At 41.3% G+C, this 18970-nt stretch carries 15 protein-coding genes; 14 read left to right on the forward strand and 1 reads right to left on the reverse strand.

Features of this window, described 5'->3' with window-relative positions; genetic code table 11:
• Positions 1 to 62: 62 nt before the first annotated feature.
• The 14 genes from NQU59_RS09325 to NQU59_RS09390 all read left to right on the forward strand — a co-directional run bounded on the left by NQU59_RS09325 (position 63) and on the right by NQU59_RS09390 (position 18315).
• Entirely contained in the window at positions 63 to 956 is an 894-nt protein-coding gene (locus NQU59_RS09325; RefSeq protein ID WP_065992566.1) for a RyR domain-containing protein, read from the forward strand.
• On the forward strand, positions 956 to 1630 hold the full coding sequence (locus tag NQU59_RS09330; protein WP_257063211.1) for a phage adaptor protein: 675 nt from the start codon (positions 956 to 958) through the stop codon (positions 1628 to 1630). Before NQU59_RS09325 ends, NQU59_RS09330 begins: the two co-directional genes overlap by 1 nt.
• A 93-nt stretch (positions 1631 to 1723) precedes the next feature.
• A complete protein-coding gene (locus NQU59_RS09335) occupies positions 1724 to 1921 on the forward strand; it encodes a hypothetical protein (protein ID WP_061517827.1) in 198 nt (65 codons plus the stop codon).
• Entirely contained in the window at positions 1902 to 2309 is a 408-nt protein-coding gene (locus NQU59_RS09340) for a hypothetical protein (protein ID WP_257063212.1), read from the forward strand. Before NQU59_RS09335 ends, NQU59_RS09340 begins: the two co-directional genes overlap by 20 nt.
• A 73-nt stretch (positions 2310 to 2382) precedes the next feature.
• On the forward strand, positions 2383 to 2703 hold the full coding sequence (locus NQU59_RS09345; protein WP_257063213.1) for a hypothetical protein: 321 nt from the start codon (positions 2383 to 2385) through the stop codon (positions 2701 to 2703).
• A gap of 9 nt (positions 2704 to 2712) precedes the next feature.
• Positions 2713 to 3990 carry a hypothetical protein gene (locus NQU59_RS09350; RefSeq protein WP_257063214.1) on the forward strand — a complete coding sequence of 426 codons (1278 nt, stop codon included), beginning with the start codon at positions 2713 to 2715 and terminating at the stop codon, positions 3988 to 3990.
• Positions 3987 to 4295 (forward strand): hypothetical protein, encoded by a 309-nt coding sequence (locus NQU59_RS09355; protein ID WP_257063215.1) that lies wholly within the window; start codon positions 3987 to 3989, stop codon positions 4293 to 4295. The genes NQU59_RS09350 and NQU59_RS09355 overlap by 4 nt, the downstream gene beginning before the upstream one ends.
• A gap of 89 nt (positions 4296 to 4384) precedes the next feature.
• Complete coding sequence (locus NQU59_RS09360) at positions 4385 to 8065, forward strand: hypothetical protein (RefSeq protein WP_257063216.1); 3681 nt, start codon at positions 4385 to 4387, stop codon at positions 8063 to 8065.
• Positions 8062 to 9234 (forward strand): hypothetical protein, encoded by a 1173-nt coding sequence (locus NQU59_RS09365; RefSeq protein ID WP_257063217.1) that lies wholly within the window; start codon positions 8062 to 8064, stop codon positions 9232 to 9234. The genes NQU59_RS09360 and NQU59_RS09365 overlap by 4 nt, the downstream gene beginning before the upstream one ends.
• A 30-nt stretch (positions 9235 to 9264) precedes the next feature.
• Entirely contained in the window at positions 9265 to 9849 is a 585-nt protein-coding gene (locus tag NQU59_RS09370) for a hypothetical protein (RefSeq protein ID WP_257063218.1), read from the forward strand.
• A gap of 3 nt (positions 9850 to 9852) precedes the next feature.
• Entirely contained in the window at positions 9853 to 12438 is a 2586-nt protein-coding gene (locus tag NQU59_RS09375; protein ID WP_257063219.1) for a hypothetical protein, read from the forward strand.
• Positions 12431 to 13756, forward strand: a complete 1326-nt coding sequence (locus NQU59_RS09380) for a hypothetical protein (protein ID WP_257063220.1) — start codon at positions 12431 to 12433, stop codon at positions 13754 to 13756. Before NQU59_RS09375 ends, NQU59_RS09380 begins: the two co-directional genes overlap by 8 nt.
• 2 nt (positions 13757 to 13758) lie before the next feature.
• Positions 13759 to 16281, forward strand: coding sequence for a hypothetical protein (locus NQU59_RS09385; protein WP_257063221.1), 2523 nt, complete (start codon positions 13759 to 13761; stop codon positions 16279 to 16281).
• 69 nt (positions 16282 to 16350) lie between these two features.
• On the forward strand, positions 16351 to 18315 hold the full coding sequence (locus NQU59_RS09390; RefSeq protein ID WP_257063222.1) for a hypothetical protein: 1965 nt from the start codon (positions 16351 to 16353) through the stop codon (positions 18313 to 18315).
• Positions 18316 to 18446: 131 nt separating this feature from the next.
• On the opposite strand, the gene NQU59_RS09395 is transcribed toward NQU59_RS09390, so the two are convergent.
• Complete coding sequence (locus tag NQU59_RS09395; RefSeq protein ID WP_257063223.1) at positions 18447 to 18866, reverse strand: hypothetical protein; 420 nt, start codon at positions 18864 to 18866, stop codon at positions 18447 to 18449.
• Positions 18867 to 18970 lie beyond the last annotated feature (104 nt).

Consider the following 18970-nt stretch of genomic DNA (forward strand, 5'->3'; position numbering starts at 1 on the left):
GGTGTAGGTTTTAGACAGACCTACACCATTCTTTTTATTTTTTAACTTATTACGGTGATAAGATGAAAACGATTGCAATAGCGATGATGTGTCATGCAATTAATGCTGCATATTGCCAATCAATGGGTGATGATAGTCAACCTACTTGGGATGACACACCAGAATCACATAAACAAAGTTTGATTGCTGGCGTTGAAATGCATTTGGCAAATCCTGATGCCACACCTGAACAGTCTCATGAGTCTTGGTATAAGGTCAAAGAAGCTGAGGGCTGGAAGTATGGTGAAGTAAAAGATATGGAGAAAAAAGAACATCCATGTTTTTTACCTTATGAAGAATTACCAGATGAACAAAAGGCAAAGGATTATTTATTCCGTACAACGGTGCATTTGGTTAAGCACTTGCCTGATCCTGAAGATTACTTGGCATTGAGTGCGGAAGTTGTGAACCTACGCCAAAAGGTTGAGCATCAAAAGAATGTCGCAATTAATACAGCGACAATCACCCCAACCAATGTTGTTCAAAAATCTGCTGGTGTATCAATTCAGTATATTGGAAATAAATCTCTATATACCGACCACTTATACGAATCAGCTTTAACCTTTGAACAAGGTCAAGTGCGATCAATTCCAAGTGATTTGGCAACCAAGTTTTTAAAACATCCTGAGTTTACTCGTTATGAGGGTGAGCCTGAATCCATTTCTGGTGAATCTACTGAGCAAGGCTTAGATGATGATACGTCAAGTATTCTCAATCGCTCTAAAGAAAAACAGCAAGAAGAAATTGATAAAGAAAATAAAATTCTTGATGAAATTGAAACGATTGGAAAAATGACAAAGGCTGGCTTGGTTCAATATGCTTTAGAAAAGTATGAGCAGAAACTTAGCCCACAAAAAAATCTTGATGAATTAAAAGAATCAGTTACTCAAATGATTCATCAATATGGGGTTGTGTAATGCAGCTAAATGACCTGATCAGCCGTTTTCGTACACTGGCCAACGATAAAGTAGAACCATATTTTATTGATGATGCCAGTGTCATTGATTGGCTTAATGATGCCGTAAGTGAAGCGTGTATCCGTGGTCGTTTATTGCATGAATCCCAAAACAATGATGTTTGTAAGATTAATATATTGATTGGTTCATCTCGTTATCAGTTACATGAATCGTTATACGAATTGACTCGAGTGTGGTTCCAGCCAAGCGATGGAACAAAAGGGCAATACTTGACTTTAATGTCAGCTGAATTACTCGATCATTACTATGATGGTGAGAATTGGCGAGTGAAACAGGGTAAACCTGAACACATTATTCAGGATGACACAGGTATTCGTCTTGTTCCAATTCCTGATGTAGGCGGTGAATTACAATTGGAAGGCTATCGTGTGCCATTGTCACCAATGGAAAGTGATACTGATATTCCAGAAATTAACCAAATTCACCATGTTCAATTGATTCAGTGGGTTCTACACCAAGCGTTTAAGGTACCAGATGCAGAATTCTTTGATCCAAATCGGTCAGTATTAGCAGAGCAGGAATTTACAGACTATTTCGGTATTCGTCCTGATAGTGATTTGCGACGCATTACTCGTGAGGATATACCGCATAACGTTATTCCATTCATGCCATGACTTGCTTGTGACATAAGCACCCCTGTAAGGCTAAAGCTTTTCAGGGGTTTTTTACATAATGATCTTACTTATTTTATTTAATCATGCACAAATATGGGCAAACGTACAATTGATTTAAAGACCGAAGATACGCTTTACATTGGCGGTGCCAAAGTTCAATTAATCAAAAAATCTGGGCAATTGGCTCGAATTTGTGTTGAAGCAGATAATCACATTGAAATTAAACATGAGCGCATGAGTGCTTCCGATTCAGCTACGGAGACTCAAGCACATGGCAAACACACTCTATGACTTTGCACGTCAGCGTTTTTTAGAAGCACAAATTAACTGGATGACAGACACGATTAAAGTTATCCTGGTTGATACTGGTGCATATACACCACAAACATCTGTACACCAATATTTATCTGATATCCCAACATCGGCACGTATTGCAGGTCCGGTCACGCTCACATCCAAAGCTACGACAGGTGGCGCAGCTGATGCAGCCGATGTGACCTTTACCTCTGTTACTGGCGCATCAATTGAATCTATCATCATTTATGCGGATACAGGTGTGGAAGCAACAAGTCCATTGATTGCTTATATTGACACTGCAACCGGCCTACCTATCACGCCTAATGGTGGTGACATTATTGTGACCTGGGATAACGGCACAAATAAAATCTTCAAGGTGTAATCACCTGAATTTCTTATCCGTTAATAGCCTCATTTTTTTATGGGGCTGAACCCATCATATAAAGGTGATGCTCATGGCGACAAGTGAACAAATAAAACAACCGACTACAGAAAAGCCACCAACACAAGGCGTTGGTGTGCAAGGGTTCAAGGCTGATGTATATGCTGCCGACGAAGAAAAGATTGATTGGCCACACTTGATGGCGCAACCAAAGTTTCAAATGTACTGTGTTGAACTCAGCCGACGTAATCACGGTGAAGTTGAATTGTGGATCGGTGGCTTTGTGAAAGATAAGCTGATGGAAGGTGAGAGCGTTTTCTTTGATCAGTATTGCACCTGGCATGATCAGAAAGGTTATTGGAAACAGGAAGATTATTACGGAAATTTAATTTAAGGTGAAAATATGGCTTCTAATACTGATATTAGATTGTATTACCATACTAATTTAAACGCACCTGAACTCACCCCTGAATTTGGCAAGTTAAATGCGCTGCTAAAAACTGTACTTGTTGATGGTTTTACTATTGGCGATGTGGCAAGTGTTACTGCAGTTGATAAAATCGTAACTTTGGACTTTGGATATAACCACACCTTAACTATCTGCCAAGTTGTAGAAATTTCTGGTGCGAATGAAGTAGAGTTTAATGGTGTATTCAAAGTTGTGGCAGTGCCGTCTACAACATCAATACAGGTTAAGTTGCAAAATAATGCAACAGTCAGTACCGCTACAGGTTTAATTATATGCAAGTTGCCTAGTCTTGGTTGGGAATGTCCGTTCTCAAGTGGTGGTAGAGCCGCATATCGTTCAGCAAATACAGATAATCCTAATCGACCTTACTTACGTATTGTTGATGAGCAAGATTCATTGTGGAACAGTGCCTATTCAAAGTATGCGAAAGTCGCTTTAGTTGAGGAAATGGCCGATATTGATACCTTGGGTGGTGTTATTGTTCCATATGATAGTGCCAATCCTGATAAAAATTGGGTCGCTACAGGCTCTGGTGCAACTGTAATTAATGGTTGGGCAAAATGGTATTATGGGTACAATGACGCTAACGGTGATAGTATTTTCAGATATTCTAACTCACCTGCATATTCGGATATATTGACTGTACCTAGTGGGGTTCGCAAATGGGTGATTGTTGGGGATAAGGATACGTTCTATATTTTCAATACCGCATCACCAAACTCAGTTTATATTCCCTACGGTTTTGGTAAATTTGAGAGTTATTTTGAAGGTGATGTGTTCAATCACTTTTTATCATGTTCTCTTTTTTATAATCCTGCAAACACATTATCTAGCACAGCTTTCCGTGGTCAAACTACTGGGCTGCAAGGTGGTTACGGTTCACTGCTTTTACAAAGACCTATCAGTGGTGCTGCAAATTACATTACTGGCCAAATTACCGCAAATAAACTGTCCGTAACAGGTGTTACAAATATTATTGCCGCTGTTGCGAGTTTCAACAAAGTGTTTTCTGCACAAGCAGATTTATTTTCAGAAAATACATTTAGGGGATATCTCCCATATCTAAATTGGGTGTATCAAGCGAAACCTTATCCTGAATTGTCTATTTTTGAAGATAGTGGTGAATACTTTATCGCAATTAACCATATATCAACAACCACTAACACTGGTACTCAGCCAGGGCAAAGTTTTATTAGCTTGGGTGTGCTATGAGAATAAGAAACAGGATTAAATGTTTTACCTACAACAACAATATCGGGCAATTAGAAAATAACCCAATCGACGGTTACGTTATTAAGGGAATGGTTAAAATTGAAGGTGCCAATGTTGGTCGTGGTTGGAAGGTTGTCTTGTTATGTAATTCATCACTAAATAAACTTGCTGCGACTTTGACAGATGCTAATGGTGAGTACACATTTAAAGGTTTAAAACGTGAATATAAATTCACGGTTATTGCTTCACCACCACCGGAGCAAAAAGTAAATACATCGGTATTTGGTAACATTACTATTGAGTAAAATGTATGTCATACAAAGCACCGTCAAACCTTTCTGTTGTTTTTAATTATAGTGACAGCGGAGAATATAGCGCACCAAACTATAAAAATGTGGTGTTCAATATTACCGAAAATAATACGGTAGTTAGCTATATCACAGTTGATGGTAAAGACCATAGTGACTATGGTATTGCATCAGTGCAGCTTGGTACGCAAGGTATTTTTACTAGCGGTTTCGACTCATTATCTATGGGTATTGCTAGGGCATTACCTGCGCGATACTTAATATTAACAGGTTTTAATACATTCGGTTCCGGCACTTCCACTGTAATTAATAAAACTACAGTGCTTAAAGTTAATGGGTCTGACGGTTCAAGATACGGAACTGCATCTTTAAAAAATAAAAATATAGACGTTGTTGTTAGTGGTTTTGAAAGCACATCATACGGCACACATGCGACCTATAATCTTCGAAAATACATTTTAGCTGCAAGTTTTAGCACAGCTCTTTACGGAAAACCGACTGTATATAACTTGCGGCAATATGTTCAGTATTCAGGTTCAAACGTATCGCGTTATGGTACCGCTTATGTTCAAGGTGGTGTTAAATCTGTCGTTGTAAAGGGATTTAATGCAAGTGCTGTTGCTGCTCCTAAAGTAATCAATACACGTGCAGATCAGTATGCCAATCCTTCTGGTATTGCAGTCATTGCGCTACCTAAGCCGAGTGTTTCTCCACGGATTATCTATGTATCAGGAATTATTGCCTGGGGATTTGGTACAGCATGGATACAGCGCAACCCATCTCCAAAAGGTTTTACTACCGATAGTTATGGTAATGCCTGGGTTTCGCATAGTCCGCGCTACATAACTCCATTTAAGGTTGAAGCATTCCTTTCAGGCTATGCCAAAGTCTTTGATCCAACACAGCGGATCTATCATGAAGGAAGTCCACCAATACCTGCAGGTATTTTTGGTGATACATCTATTCTCAATACGCGCAGGATTATCAATGTTCGAGGTAGTGATCAATCGCTTTATGGTGACTGGTCCGATGTTCGCTCTAACCTGAGCACAGCAGGTGTGCAATCTTTTGATGCCAATCTTTTTGGTAACACGGAGATCCGCAATAAAACACCTTCGGTCATACCTGGTGCATGGGATGGTGCCACGTTTGGCAACACCTTTATTAGTGATCGGATACGTCGTATCAATGCACGTGGTATCGACTGGCCAGAATCACAGCGGTTCGGCAAGCATGTTCTCACCAAACCACCTGAGCTTAAATCCTCCGGATTTAATGCATTGCGTTTTGGTGAGCCGTGGATTAGCAACAAGACACGTGAATTGCCGCCGCCTGGCATGAACACTTTACGTTTTAGTGATCCGGTAGTCTGGTTCCGCTATCGCTATGTATCTGTGACCGGTATTGGCATCCCTGGATTTTCACAACCTAAGTTCGAGCATGGATTACGTTTTATACTTGGCCAAGGTAATTCTCATCTGCGTTTTGGTGCACCAATTGTTTGGTTTAAGGTGCGATCAATCCAGGTACCTAGTATATTCCGAGAATTTGAATCACGGCATCTAGTAGGTGGTACACAGCATATTAAACTTTCCGGCTTTGATGCTGCCCGGTTTGGTGAGCGGATCATACCTGAAATCCAGGCAACCTATACACAAGGGTTTAATTCTCAAGGTTTTAGTGAAGCAACACAGATAGAATTGCACACTCGTTGGGTACGTGCGACTGGATTCTTGAGTTTTGGCAAACAGGCTTCTGATCGGTACGGCGCAGCGAAAGTCTGGAACAAACGCCAGTACATTCAGCATAGTTATGATTCCGGTGATGGACTAAACCCGGGCGGCTTTGGCCAATGGAATGCAATTGCCAACCGTAACCGTAGAATAAGAGTCATTGGTTTTGATGCGGCCCGGTTTGGGTATCACCAGATTTATAACAACGCGCGTCCTTTGCTGCCACTTTCATTCATGCCTGGTGTGTTTGGCACTGCCATGATTTCAGATCGGGTACGTCGCATTCGTCTGGAAGGAATGGAAGCACCTTATATGAGTGGATGGGGCCGAGTATTTAACGCTGCACATCTGATCTCTGCACTAGGTGGTAAACATGAGGTTTTTGGCAGTCCATCTGTGTTGAACACACGTCGGGAATATCGGTGGGTCGGGGCCTTTGAATCTATGCAGTTTGGGCAACCGATGATTGCTTTTCGGATTCGCAATATCCATATAGAAAGCCGTTACAGTATTGCACCGATCTACCTACCGCTACCCAAATTTGATCTACATACGCGCTATATTGAACCGCAAGGACCGGAAACAGATGCCTTTGGTGGCCCATCCCTACATATTAAATGGAATATAATCACCACTCGATGGTCACACCGCGAACTGTTTGGCGATCCGTTTGTACGCAATCTCACTCCTGAATTAAAACATCGTGGTGCCAATTCAGAAGAATTTGGTAAACCTGCAATACGGCTACAGTGGGAACGCTACCAGGTAGAAGGTTTTGGTAGTGAAATCTTTGGTCGTCAGCTTATTGCTTTTCGTGACAGGTCTATGATGGTTTCAGGATTTAATGCATTTGCTTTTGGTCGTATTAATGTCACCAAAACTGGTGCACCACCGTACAGCTTACAAATGATTACTTTGGATTGGGCTGGTGAAGGTGAACGTCCTGATAACTTTAGCGGCAATGGTATCGAGGTGCCAAGCAACCAAGTGCCAGGAGCAAGCCTGAAAACCAACGTGATTTTTGCGAGTGGTTTTGTAGCAACACAAATGGGAAGCCATCATGCACAATCTAATGGCATCCTAGTCGAACCTGGTATTCAGCAGTTTGCAATAGGCGATCATATAGTCGGCTTAAAGAATCGATCCATTCAGGTGCCAACTCTGGGTGACTTTGGTATAGGTATTGGGGAAACGCGGCCTTCTATTTCACCGCATACTATTTATGCGGTGATTGAAGCACCGGCACAAGCTATCCAAAACCATTACAAACACGGACGTTTACATTACGTCAACAGTGATAATGGTAATCGTGCGCCTGGTGAAGTATTTGGCCGTACTGTTGTCACATTAAGACACCGAAAATTAAGTTTGGGTGTAGGTAATCAGAGCAATATTGGCAAACCATCTTTAATACTGCGCAAACATTATTTAAGACCTACAGGGATTCAATCATTCCGTATGGGGTGGCATTTCCTATCTGATGGATCTCCGCGTGAATTAGTGCAGTTTGACAGTAATAATAATGCTTTATACGGACGACCAACAGTAACATCACCTTATTTTGGACCTCGCTATATTCGTCCTGGTGGATTTAATGCCGCTGCATTTGGTAATAACTGGATAGAGCATTTCCACCGCACCGTTAAAGCAAATGGATTTAATGCCCTAGCTATGGGTGTAGGACGACAAGGTGATACACCATATAAGCCACAAGGTTTATGGATTGGTCCACAAATGCCAACTATACCTAAAGGTTATGATGCTGCATTGTTTGGCACTACATGGATTAGTAACAAGGTTCGGGGTATTTCCACTATAGGTTTTGATAGCATGGAAAATGATTGGGATATTTCTAGCTTTAAAGAGCGTATGAAAGTGATCCTAGTCAAAAAGCCGATCATCATCGAACCTAAAGAAATTCAACCGTTGTCATTTGACCAAACAGCATACGGTGTAGCTAATATTCGATTAAAAACACATTACATTCGACCTGACGGCAACTCAGATCAATATAGGAAAGGTGCTCCAAAATGAAAAGATTAACCCCCTTGCGTGGTCTTGATAATGTTTCAGATGATGACAGCATGTCGAGTTTTGGTCGCGAACCGTTTGTTAAGCTGCGTGATGCTGTAAACGTCAATATTAGCTCAAGCGGTCGTGTGCAGCTGCGTGAAACCGGTGCTGTTGTCACAGAAACACCCTATAAGAATCTATGGAATAGCCCATTACACGGCGATACATTTGGTACCTTAAATGGTGAATTGGTCAAAATCAATCCGGTGGATTGGTCACATGAAAGTCTAAATATTGAATTGAAAGGAAGCGTAAATTACCTAGTCGTGAATAATTTTATTATTATTTCCGATGCGCTTGCCCTATATAAATATGACGGCGTAAGTGTGATTAAACTGACGATTGAAACTCCACCTGAACCGATGGCGCGTTTATCTATTGGATCACTACTAGATGGAACATACACTGTTGCAATTGCCTGGTCTAAAGATGGCCGTGAATCAGGCTTATCTTCAAGTGTAAGTCTAAATGTTGAAGGCGGTATAGAACTGATCTTACCGTATAACTACAGCGAAGATGCTGACCAGGTTGTGATTTACATGACCGAGCATAACGGATCTGAACTGTTGAAGGTGGCGACTGTAGCCATTAATACGGCTACATTTACCATTAGCAGCGATAAGGACCTGACACGTGCTGCTCAGTTTCAGCACCTTTCACCCATGCGTACTGGCAAGTTTTTAAAGCTTTGGCGTGGTCGATTGCTGACTGCGGATAAAAACATGCTGTACTTTTCCCAGGCTTTAAACTTCCACCTATGTGATGAGCGTTATGATTTTATTGCTTTACCGCAACGTGTGACCTTTGTGGAGCCGGTTGAATCTGGTATTTGGGTCGGTCAAAGTAATACTGTGGTCTTTCTCAGTGGTGCCGACGTAAAAGAATTGAACCTTGTGCAAACAGGAGCCAAGCCACCTGTGCCTGGTACGGCACTGCGAGTGAACAGTGATTTGCTTGGCGAAATATCTGCAGGTCTTGAAGCTGTTTTATGGTTGGCCGAGAATGGCTATTGCATCGGAACGCCTACTGGAAACCTGATTGAAGCCCATGCCAACACATTGAAAGGCATCACCGCAAAAGCTGGACAGTCTGTAAGGTTTGATGATCGAATTGTCACTGTACTACATTGAGGACTGGTTTAACAAAATCCGGTCATGACAATGGAAAAAATTAATAAATCTGCACTTTTGGGTGCATTGGCTCGCGGTGAGTTCACTGAAACAGACAACCAAATTACATTCGACAAACTTGGTGGTATTCAGTTTAAAGGTGAATACTTCCATCGTGTCAATGGTGGTGAATGGGAACATGCTGATAACCTTGTGGTAAATGAAGGTATTTCACATATCCTTAATGTGGCACTAGGCGGTAAAGCAAAAACAGCTAAATACTACCTGGCATTATTTAGCGGTAGCACTGCACCGGCACCGACTTGGACAGCGGCAAATTTTGCAGCGGTGGCATCTGAGATCGTTAGCGGTACCGAAGGCTATACCAATGCCACACGTCCTGAATGGACACCGGTGGATACCAACGGCAACTCGATTGATAACATGGCGGCAGCTGCTCAACTGACGATTGCAACGACTGGAACATTAACTGTGACAGGTGCGGCACTTCTCACCAATTCCACGAAAGGTGGTACTACTGGTACGCTGATTTCAGCAAGTAAATATCCTGTAGCACGTACATTCCAGAATGGTGATATTTACGAGATTGGTTATCGACTAAGCGCGACGGTGTAAGCTATGGCAAGCCCTAAACCTTATGGGCTTCATGTAATTAGCGGTGTACTCACTGATAACGATATTAACCGTATCGCTTCTGTGATTCACCGCTTTCTTACTTTTAAGGAAGCCAGTCAACTTGAAAACCTAAAAAACACCTATGATCTTCCCGACGGTGGATACTTCATCGTTCAAGATATGGGCGGTATTTTTCGCGTCATTGCTGATAAAAAAGAACCGCAAAAGTTCTATTTTCAGGATGATGGCTTGGTCAAAATGTATATCCCAATGTTCTTTAGTGGAGTCGTGGAAAAAGCCACAATCCGCCAAGGTGAGAAAGTTGAACTCAAGCTTACTCAACAATGTCGCAATCGTATCGGGCAGCAGTTGCAGCATGAAATACCACAGCTAGTAAAACTAGATCGTTTCACTATTATGCCAGGTGATAAGTTTCAAGAGTTTAAGTCAAGTATAGAGTCGATTATTCAGCGTACACAGTATTATGCCCACAATCCAGGCTGGTACAGCGGTAGTATGTCTAAGCTCATGCAGTTTGTAGGTGGTTTTGGTCGCCAGGATTTTGATGCGCTGCCTGATAATGATATTGAACGTATCAGCTTTAAGTTGCCAGATGAGCTGTATCAAGAGTTGATTAATAAATATTTTGATGTTCGATTGCCAGGCTATACAGGACTTCCACCCACATCCGGTCAATTTCAGTATGACTACAAGTGGGGAAAAACACACGCTGTAGCTTTTGATTCAGCAAGTCGGCCATGGTTGGTCCAGGTCGGTGCAAAGGTTTATGTGATGCCTTTACCGATAATACCATTAACAGCTGATCCAAAATTTCACGAATATATTTATGAGTTAGGCGACCAGGAGTTAATTAACGTACTTGAAACCTTTGGTGCTTTTCCTTCCGGTGAATCATTCCCTGATAATGGTGAGGACTTTCAACGATGGCTTCGTGCAGGGGTCATTATTGAAATCTGTAATAGTGGGGAGTTTTTGTCACATCAGGCATTTTTTACTGCTTGTGGTTGGTCCTTTAATAACCGTGGTAATTCAGCCTATAACACAGGATACCGCTACGACAGCAATGGAATTGCAGAGAGTGCCACATTCCGATTAAGCCTGAACTTACAGCCTTCACAGGTACATTATGGAACCGATAAAGTGACTATTAATGGTGAGACTGGTTTAAGTGATAGCGAACAAAGCCGATTGACTGCCTATTTATCTAAGATCATGTCATCCATAGGAGCAGAAGGAAGCCTTGCGAAAACAATAAAATATAAAATGCGTCACATCCCTCATGCTGCAATCCTACAGCGCACTACTGCAAGTTTGAATGATGGGGGTTCGATCAATGATGAAATCAACTATTGGGATAAGTATGTGTGTGATCCAATAGCACCCCATACTGGAAAAATACATAAGTTATATACCGGTAAACTTTATCATCATGCTAAACCTATCAATCAACCGCAAATCAAATTCCCTGAATATACCGAAGGTTTATGTGTATCTTTTGATTTTGGGCCATTAGAACTTGGAGTGTCAGCAGAATGTGACACTATTATGTATGCCTACTATGACAATGATTCATTAAAGGTAGTGAAATATTTTTACACCAGTAAAAAATATCAACGTCAAGTAGATACGAACTATGAGCAATACATGACTGTAGGTTCTTGGTATAAAAATGAAACGTCAGGTGATAGCACGATCTCAGGGCATTTTTATCTGACGGATATTGATGACCGGGAGGATATTGCGCCTACTGAAACCAAGACCACGATTAAAGGTGAAGATAAAGGCTATGATAGCAAACCCCGTTTTGCTTTTGATGGCTTTTATGAACGTCCAGGCACTATATGGCGTAATCGTTATTACACACATTTAACTAAAACCGAAAAAGTACGTGACAAATCGGTAGCCTTGTCCGTCTTGGTACCAATGTTTAACCGCAATACCGTACTTCATGCTAAAAAAATGGTATCTGGAAATAAGACCAATTCGGAAGGTTTAACGCTTGGTTCTGTGCAAGATCCATACAGCTATCGTTACTGGACCAATGATCCTGTATTTGCTTGGCTAGGAAGTCTAGAGAAAATGACAGGCTCACCATGGCCAAAAAATGGTAATCCGGTATGGGTTGAGCTTGAACGATACAGTCCTTCACCTGCCAATGACTTTGCTGATAATGGTCCGTGGATACATGGATTTCCGGCCGACTATACTTGGTTGATCCATCCTGATAATAACACCTGGCAACAAAGTGGCGGTGGAGGTGCACCACCAGTTCAGACCTATAGTAGATCAACCACTACGCCAATAGAAACTACAGGAAATATAAAGTGGGTGATCAATGACCGGATCGTAACAGTATCCAATAAGGTACCAGACAGCCGTTACTTTTTACCCTCACCTGACGAGTACGGTTTTGGTATGAGTAGAGCAGGGAGTAAGGTTTTTCTAGGTGATGTGGAATATGCCAATATTAGTGAAACTAATGATGCAGGTTTTTGGAAATATACCGGTTATTCAAACCTGGTCAACCATAGCCGGTCATATCATTTTATCGGGGTGATTAATGAGTAACTATCGTGACGACACACAAGAAACGATTGTGTTGAGCTCAGAAGCATTTGGCAAAGTCACCTCGGGTGATGTTGAAAACTTTTCTTTCACTGAAACCATACTTAGCAAGGTTCGACATAATGTAGAGGAAATCATCCGGCTTGGGGATGAGGATTTATCACGCCGTAAAGGACGATTAGACAGTGAGCTTGGTTTCGCTGATCAGGTGATCCACTCTGTACGAAAATTTCAACTGATTGAAGAAGTCTTTATCCTGACTGATCATAGTTTTGTAAAACAATCTGAACTAATCACTGAGGATCTTGGCCTGGGAGAAGTGGAGCAGGTAAGTTATAAGACTGTACACATCGAGCCATTTAAAATGGCCGATGCACATTTCACCTATAAAACTGCACTCCAAGGTGTTCGTGAAAACTTAAAACTACGCGACAGCCTACACGCCCTGTCACGTTCTAGTGATCTAATTGAAGAAAGCCTGGTCTTGTCAGATACCACACGTGACAAGTTAAAAACCCTGATTGTTGAAACACTAGGACTTGGCCATCAGGTTGAACAACATAACCTTGTCCATAGCCAGGTATCAGAAAGTTTTAAACTGCATGACCATGCTGTAAGAATTGTCAGTGACACGGTTGAAGATACGATCCGGTTTGCTGATGAGTTTAAAAAACTATCTGACACGGTTGAACTGGTGATTGAAAGCCTGATGTTTTCAGATCAGGTATCAGGGCAACGTACAGTTAAAACCTTGACTGAATCCAGTTTAAGTTTTTCCGAATCGTTTGAAGGTGCTAAACGAGCAATGTCCAGTGTGACTGAGCTTGTATTTTTGGATGCTGAATATAGCGACAGTCACAACATTGTCGGAGCATGGACCACCACGGCTGATGGTTGGAACATGAGCCGCTACTACGATTTTCCTTATGAACAACTGATTGTGATTGGTGGCCGTCTTTATGGGGTGGCCGCCACTGGTATTGAAGAACTCAAGCAAGGTGCGCAAAGCATCACGGCGCAGATCAAAACTGCAAAACTTGATTTAGGTGATGGTGGCTTAGTTCATCCTGAAAGCATGATCCTGGAATATAGCCTAGACGGTAATTTATCCGTTGATGTTGGTACCACACAAAGCGGATACCTTCAAAAGTTTAATTATGTTCTACAAAAAGAGCCAAGCGAATACTTAACCAATGGCCGTGTGGTCTTTGGTCGCGGTTTACGTGGCAGACACTTTGAATTTGCAGTCAATATTGAGGGGTCTACAGCATACATTAACGACATGGTTGTGAACATCACTAAAACAAAACGGAGAATTTAAACATGATTATCCCTACACTCAATGTCGTTGATCAGGCGATTTCCGAAGTTCAGGACAAGATGAAATACTTTGAAGGGCGTAGCAATCAGTTACTCGGAGAAATGAGTAATGCCATGACGACGCTATCTAGTGTTACGGTCGAACCGGTGGGTAGTGCACCAGAATTGCCACGCCCTGAGAATGCGCAATTTCCAACGATAGATATGCCAGATACGCCTGAATTAAATGTGACTGTACCTACACCACATTTACTAGATTTGGATATTGAAAAGCCGGCTGCACTTACATCTCCTGAAATCCCTAGTCTTGAGATCAATTTGCCTGATGCACCGATCATGCAGAATGAGATTGAGATTCCATCAGAGCTTACCAATTTTGCTTTACCTGAAATCGATACCAATATTGAAATCGGCACACTGCCACAACTCAGTTTAAGTGGACTGGACGTTGCACGAAACACAGTCAATATTGATGTTTCAGAGCTTTTAGGCGGCCTGGATTTATCTGATCTGAATTTACCCGAAGCACCTGAAAACCCAATCTTAAACTTTCCAACATTGCCAAGCCTGGGTAATTTTGATTTGCCAGTGCGACCAGATATTGATATTGGCAGTGTAGAAATCCCTGACGCACCTGAAATTGTGTTGCCTGAAATTGGAGAGCTTCAAGCGATTACATTACCAATATATGAGCCAGAATCCTTACCGGTATTCGATGAATTGCCACCTGAATTTAGTGTAGAGCTACCTAGCGATATTGATAGCATTATGCACCAGGCCCAGGCGATTGCCGCAACGGACTATCAAAGTTACAACAAGGACAGCGCAATTCAGCCTTTAGTCGCTGAAATTCGTGCCTGGATGAATGGCACTGCTACCGGTACCGGCTTACCTTCAGAGATTGAAAATTCACTTTTCAATCGTGCACGTGAACGCAATAGTCGTGAAACCGAACGCGCAGTACAAGATGTGATTGATCAGTGGGCCAGTCGCGGTTATAGCTTGCCACAGGGGTCCACCCAAAAGCAGATCGATGCCATCCGGGATGATGCACGTTTAAAAGCTGCGGATCTGAACCGTGACATTATGATCCAGTCTTTTGAAAAGCAGCTTGAACATATCCGATTTTTGACAGAACAAGGCATTGCCCTGGAACGATTAAAACAGGACCTATGGCTTGCCTATGTTAGCAATGTGATGGATGCAGCCAAGTTCCAAGTCGAGAGTAAACTTAGTCTATTCAATGCACAAATCTCGATTTTTAATGCACGTAATGATGCATTTAAATCCATGATTGACGTATATAAGACCAAAATTGAAGGCACCATTGCCAAGATCACGGCATTTCGCTCCCAGGTGGATTCACAAGTGGCGATTGGTCAGATTAATCAACAGACCGTTGATATTTTTAAAGCCAAGATTGATGCGGTTATGTCGAATGTGGATGTGTATAAAGCACTGATCCAAGGTGCAACTGCACGTGCTGACCTAGTGAAAAGTCACTTTGATGCTTATAAAACAGAAGTGCAAGCATACAGTGAGCAGGTCGGGGCAGAACGGATCAAGGTTGAAATGTTTGATTCACAGATCAAGGCCGAAGGTACCAAGGTTCAAGCCTATGAATCAATGGCACGGACTTATGCCACCACCATTGAAGGTCTTTCATCTAAAGCCAATATCAAGATGAAAGAAGGTGATATGAAACTGGAGGCGGCACGTGTCAGGATTGCAGAGTTTCAGGCCAATACAGAATCGTATCGTGCATCAATGGATGCGCAGTCGAAGAAATTGCAGTTTGAAACAGAAGCATACACGGCTAATCTGGAAGCCATGAAGTCTCAGATTCAGCTTTCAATTGAAAAGATGAATACGCAAAGTAATATTGTGGAATCTAATTCACGTACACGAATTGCCTTAGCTGATGCTTTATCTAAGTATGCTGAAATGAAAATCCGTGTCGGTATTGCTAATTCGGATACCTTGTCACGCTTTGCTGATATGCGCTCACGTACTGCAATCGCCGTATCAGAAGCACATTCGCGTTATGCAGACCTGGCGTTAAGGACAACGATTGCCAATAGTGATATTTATAACCGCTATATTGAATCTCGTACACGTGTTGCCTTGGCGAATGCTGATACTCAGGCCAAATATGCTGACTTAAATTTGCGCACAAATCTGGCCTATGCAGATACTCAATCCAAATTTGCTGATATGAAAATGCGTACAGGCATCGCCAATGCAGAAACACAGGCGCGTTATGCTGATATGAATATTCGGACTAACTTGGCATATGCTGAAATGCAGATCAAAAAATATGAAGTTGATCTCAGCCATGCCATCAAGAAAGCCGAACTTGCAGCGGAAAGTATGAAAGGCATTGCACAGTTCAATACGCAGCTTGCCGCAGGTGCCATGTCAGCCATGCACGTGTCGGCAAGTATCAGCGGAAGCGGTTCAAGTTCATTGTCTTATAGCGCAAGTGAATCTGAATCCAAGAGTGAAAGCCACAACTATAGCTACTAACCCTGTAAGGCTAACGCTTACAGCCTGTATTGATTAAATATACATGATATTTATATTGGAATAAGTGTCATGTACGGCTTAAAAAAACGTTCAAAGCAAGATGAAAATGGACTAATTCAAGGTGCAGGTACTGGCACTTCTGATGATATTAAAAAAAATGTTCCAGCAGGTAGCTATATTATGCCTGCTGATTCTACTCAGCAGATTGGTACCAATAATTTAAAAAATATGGGGAGTCCCACGCCAGTTAATCTCAGTAACGGTGAGTTCCAACTCTCGCCTGACCAAGTTCATTCGGTTGGTGTGCAAACACTTGATGCTATGAAAAATCAAACACATATGCCTGTTGATCAACCTCAATTGGGTTTCAAGCCTGGTCAAAATAAACCTGAGTTATTTTTTGCAAATGGTGGATTGGTACCAAGTGCCTACCCAAGTGCAGATGATATTCGTCGTGCACAACAAAATAGAATTGGTGGACCACAAATGCGTGATGTTTCAGGCATAACTCGTGATGTTAATCGCCCTATGCCTAGTACGAATGTTAATAACACTGCATCGAGTACCGTGACATCTAACTCCACACCATCATCTAGTCCAGCGAATCCAGCGCCAACCCAAGGAGGTGGTTTTGGAGCAGGAGTAAGAAATTTCGTTAATAACAGTAAACTTGTAAAAGGCACTGGATATTTAGGAGCGGCATCGGCCTTATTTGCAAATGCTGCCACACCAAGTGAAGACTATCGGGAACGTTTTGGCTTTGGTGATCAGTCACCTGAAGATTTGGGTACTGTAAAAGGGTTTGCTAAAGACTTCGGTATCAGAGGATTAGGTTATGCATCAGATTTGGGTAATGCCTTAACTTTTGGACAAGCTGGTCGGTTTTATGCAGATAAACAACGTATTGCAAGTGAAGCAAAAGCAGCTCAACCTGAATTTAATAATAAACAAAATAAGCCAAATACTGTTGTAAACAATCCATTTGGTAATAATAAAACACCACCTACTACACAAACACAGCCTGAAGCTCAGACTCCATCAAACTCTGTACAGAACTCTGATCCTTATGCTATTCAGCAAAAAGGAAACAGCTTTAGTTATGCTAATCCTAGTGCAGCAGCTCAAGCACGAGCAGATGGTATTAGAGAAGGCGAAGGACTAGGATTCAAAGTAAGACCAGTGAATGACCCTCGTGGGGTAGCAAATTTATTTGCCAATACTCAAGAAATGGGACCGACTGAACAACAGATTCAAAATGCAATCGCTCAACGTGAAATGAATTTAGGCTTAGGTATGCGAGGTTATGGTAATAATCCTGTACAAGCACCTCAACGTAATGAAGCACAGGAAGCAGAACGTCAAGCTGTAATTCGTGCAGCAAGCACACCGATTGCAGGGGCAAGAGGATTAACTGCGAATCAAGTTCGTACTTTGTCTGATTTACAGCAAGGTGAGGATAATCGTGCCAATCAACGTTATACCACTGATGCAAACAATGTTGCTGCTTTACAGCGTGAAGCCATGGGGCAAGCTGGACAGAACTATCGTACAGAACTAGGTGAGCAAGGTACAAATAACCGATTTAATGCAAATTTAGGCTTTGATGCACAAAAATTCCAAGCAACCAATGATTTAGCTAATCGAGAATTTAATCTTAATGCCACTGAAAAAGGTTTTGGCATTCGTAACTCAGCACGATTAGAGAAATTGTATGAACAATATGATTCTGCGAAATCGGATGAAGATCGTAAATCCATTCAAGAAAAAATTAATCGTTATGCAGGTAGAAAAGAGTCTGAGTCCAGTAATCCATATATTACAGTTAAACGTGGTGAGATATTGGATGAAAAAGGGAATACCATACAGCCAGCAGGCGAAGTTCTCTTTAATCGTATAACTGGTCAAACTATTGACCCTTTAGCTCAGATGCCACAATCAACCAACATACCAAATGGCATGACACGTCAAGTAGGTACAAGCAATGGCAAGCCTGTTTATGAGGATGCTCAAGGTAATCGATTTATAGGTAATTAATACAGTAGCCAACTGAAGTTGGCTACACTATATTTTTCTTATCAATGGTTTGTATTGTATTGATTAACATTATTTTATTTTTATTTGGTTCTAGATAATGCTGATAGGTGTTTTTACTTTATTCTGATGTTTTAAGTAGATGTATATAAAAAGAATAGCATGAAAAAAGCACCTAAAATTAAAGTACCAAATAACAATAGAGATATTGATGAAAACAGTTCATTGGTAAAAGAGTCTGAGACAAAAAGAGGTATATATATGATACCAGCAGCAATTATGTAGCAGTATTTAATGTATTTAGAACTGTTTTGTAGAGACTGAATATCATTAATTATTCGCATCTTAATTTTTCTTTTGAGCTTTAGACTAAGTTCTTTTTCAGATAGTTTTTCCAATGGAATATTATTGATAATGAAGTATTCAACAAAGAATACAAATCCAAAAGTTAAAACCCCAGCTAGTACACCTTTTATATTATATTCACCAATTAACCATAAATTAAACAAAAGAATTATCCCACAAGCAATTCGATATTTTTTTGTGATTGTCACTTTTAATTCCCCAATGCAATTTATTACAAGCTAATTAACAGTCATAAAATGTCTATCCCCCTCTAAGGTTAGACCTTTTTTAACCCTTTATACATGCTATGCAC

The organism is Acinetobacter colistiniresistens (genome assembly GCF_024582815.1).
Lineage (GTDB): Bacteria > Pseudomonadota > Gammaproteobacteria > Pseudomonadales > Moraxellaceae > Acinetobacter.

Excerpts from the sequence above, each read along its gene's own strand:
- NQU59_RS09370 (WP_257063218.1), top strand. The coding sequence starts at position 9,265 with ATGGAAAAAATTAATAAATCTGCACTTTTGGGTGCATTGGCTCGCGGT.
- NQU59_RS09380 (WP_257063220.1), top strand. The coding sequence starts at position 12,431 with ATGAGTAACTATCGTGACGACACACAAGAAACGATTGTGTTGAGCTCA.
- NQU59_RS09325 (WP_065992566.1), top strand. The coding sequence starts at position 63 with ATGAAAACGATTGCAATAGCGATGATGTGTCATGCAATTAATGCTGCA.
- NQU59_RS09365 (WP_257063217.1), top strand. The coding sequence starts at position 8,062 with ATGAAAAGATTAACCCCCTTGCGTGGTCTTGATAATGTTTCAGATGAT.
- NQU59_RS09350 (WP_257063214.1), top strand. The coding sequence starts at position 2,713 with ATGGCTTCTAATACTGATATTAGATTGTATTACCATACTAATTTAAAC.
- NQU59_RS09390 (WP_257063222.1), top strand. The coding sequence starts at position 16,351 with ATGTACGGCTTAAAAAAACGTTCAAAGCAAGATGAAAATGGACTAATT.
- NQU59_RS09345 (WP_257063213.1), top strand. The coding sequence starts at position 2,383 with ATGGCGACAAGTGAACAAATAAAACAACCGACTACAGAAAAGCCACCA.
- NQU59_RS09335 (WP_061517827.1), top strand. The coding sequence starts at position 1,724 with ATGGGCAAACGTACAATTGATTTAAAGACCGAAGATACGCTTTACATT.
- NQU59_RS09385 (WP_257063221.1), top strand. The coding sequence starts at position 13,759 with ATGATTATCCCTACACTCAATGTCGTTGATCAGGCGATTTCCGAAGTT.
- NQU59_RS09355 (WP_257063215.1), top strand. The coding sequence starts at position 3,987 with ATGAGAATAAGAAACAGGATTAAATGTTTTACCTACAACAACAATATC.
- NQU59_RS09375 (WP_257063219.1), top strand. The coding sequence starts at position 9,853 with ATGGCAAGCCCTAAACCTTATGGGCTTCATGTAATTAGCGGTGTACTC.
- NQU59_RS09340 (WP_257063212.1), top strand. The coding sequence starts at position 1,902 with ATGGCAAACACACTCTATGACTTTGCACGTCAGCGTTTTTTAGAAGCA.
- NQU59_RS09330 (WP_257063211.1), top strand. The coding sequence starts at position 956 with ATGCAGCTAAATGACCTGATCAGCCGTTTTCGTACACTGGCCAACGAT.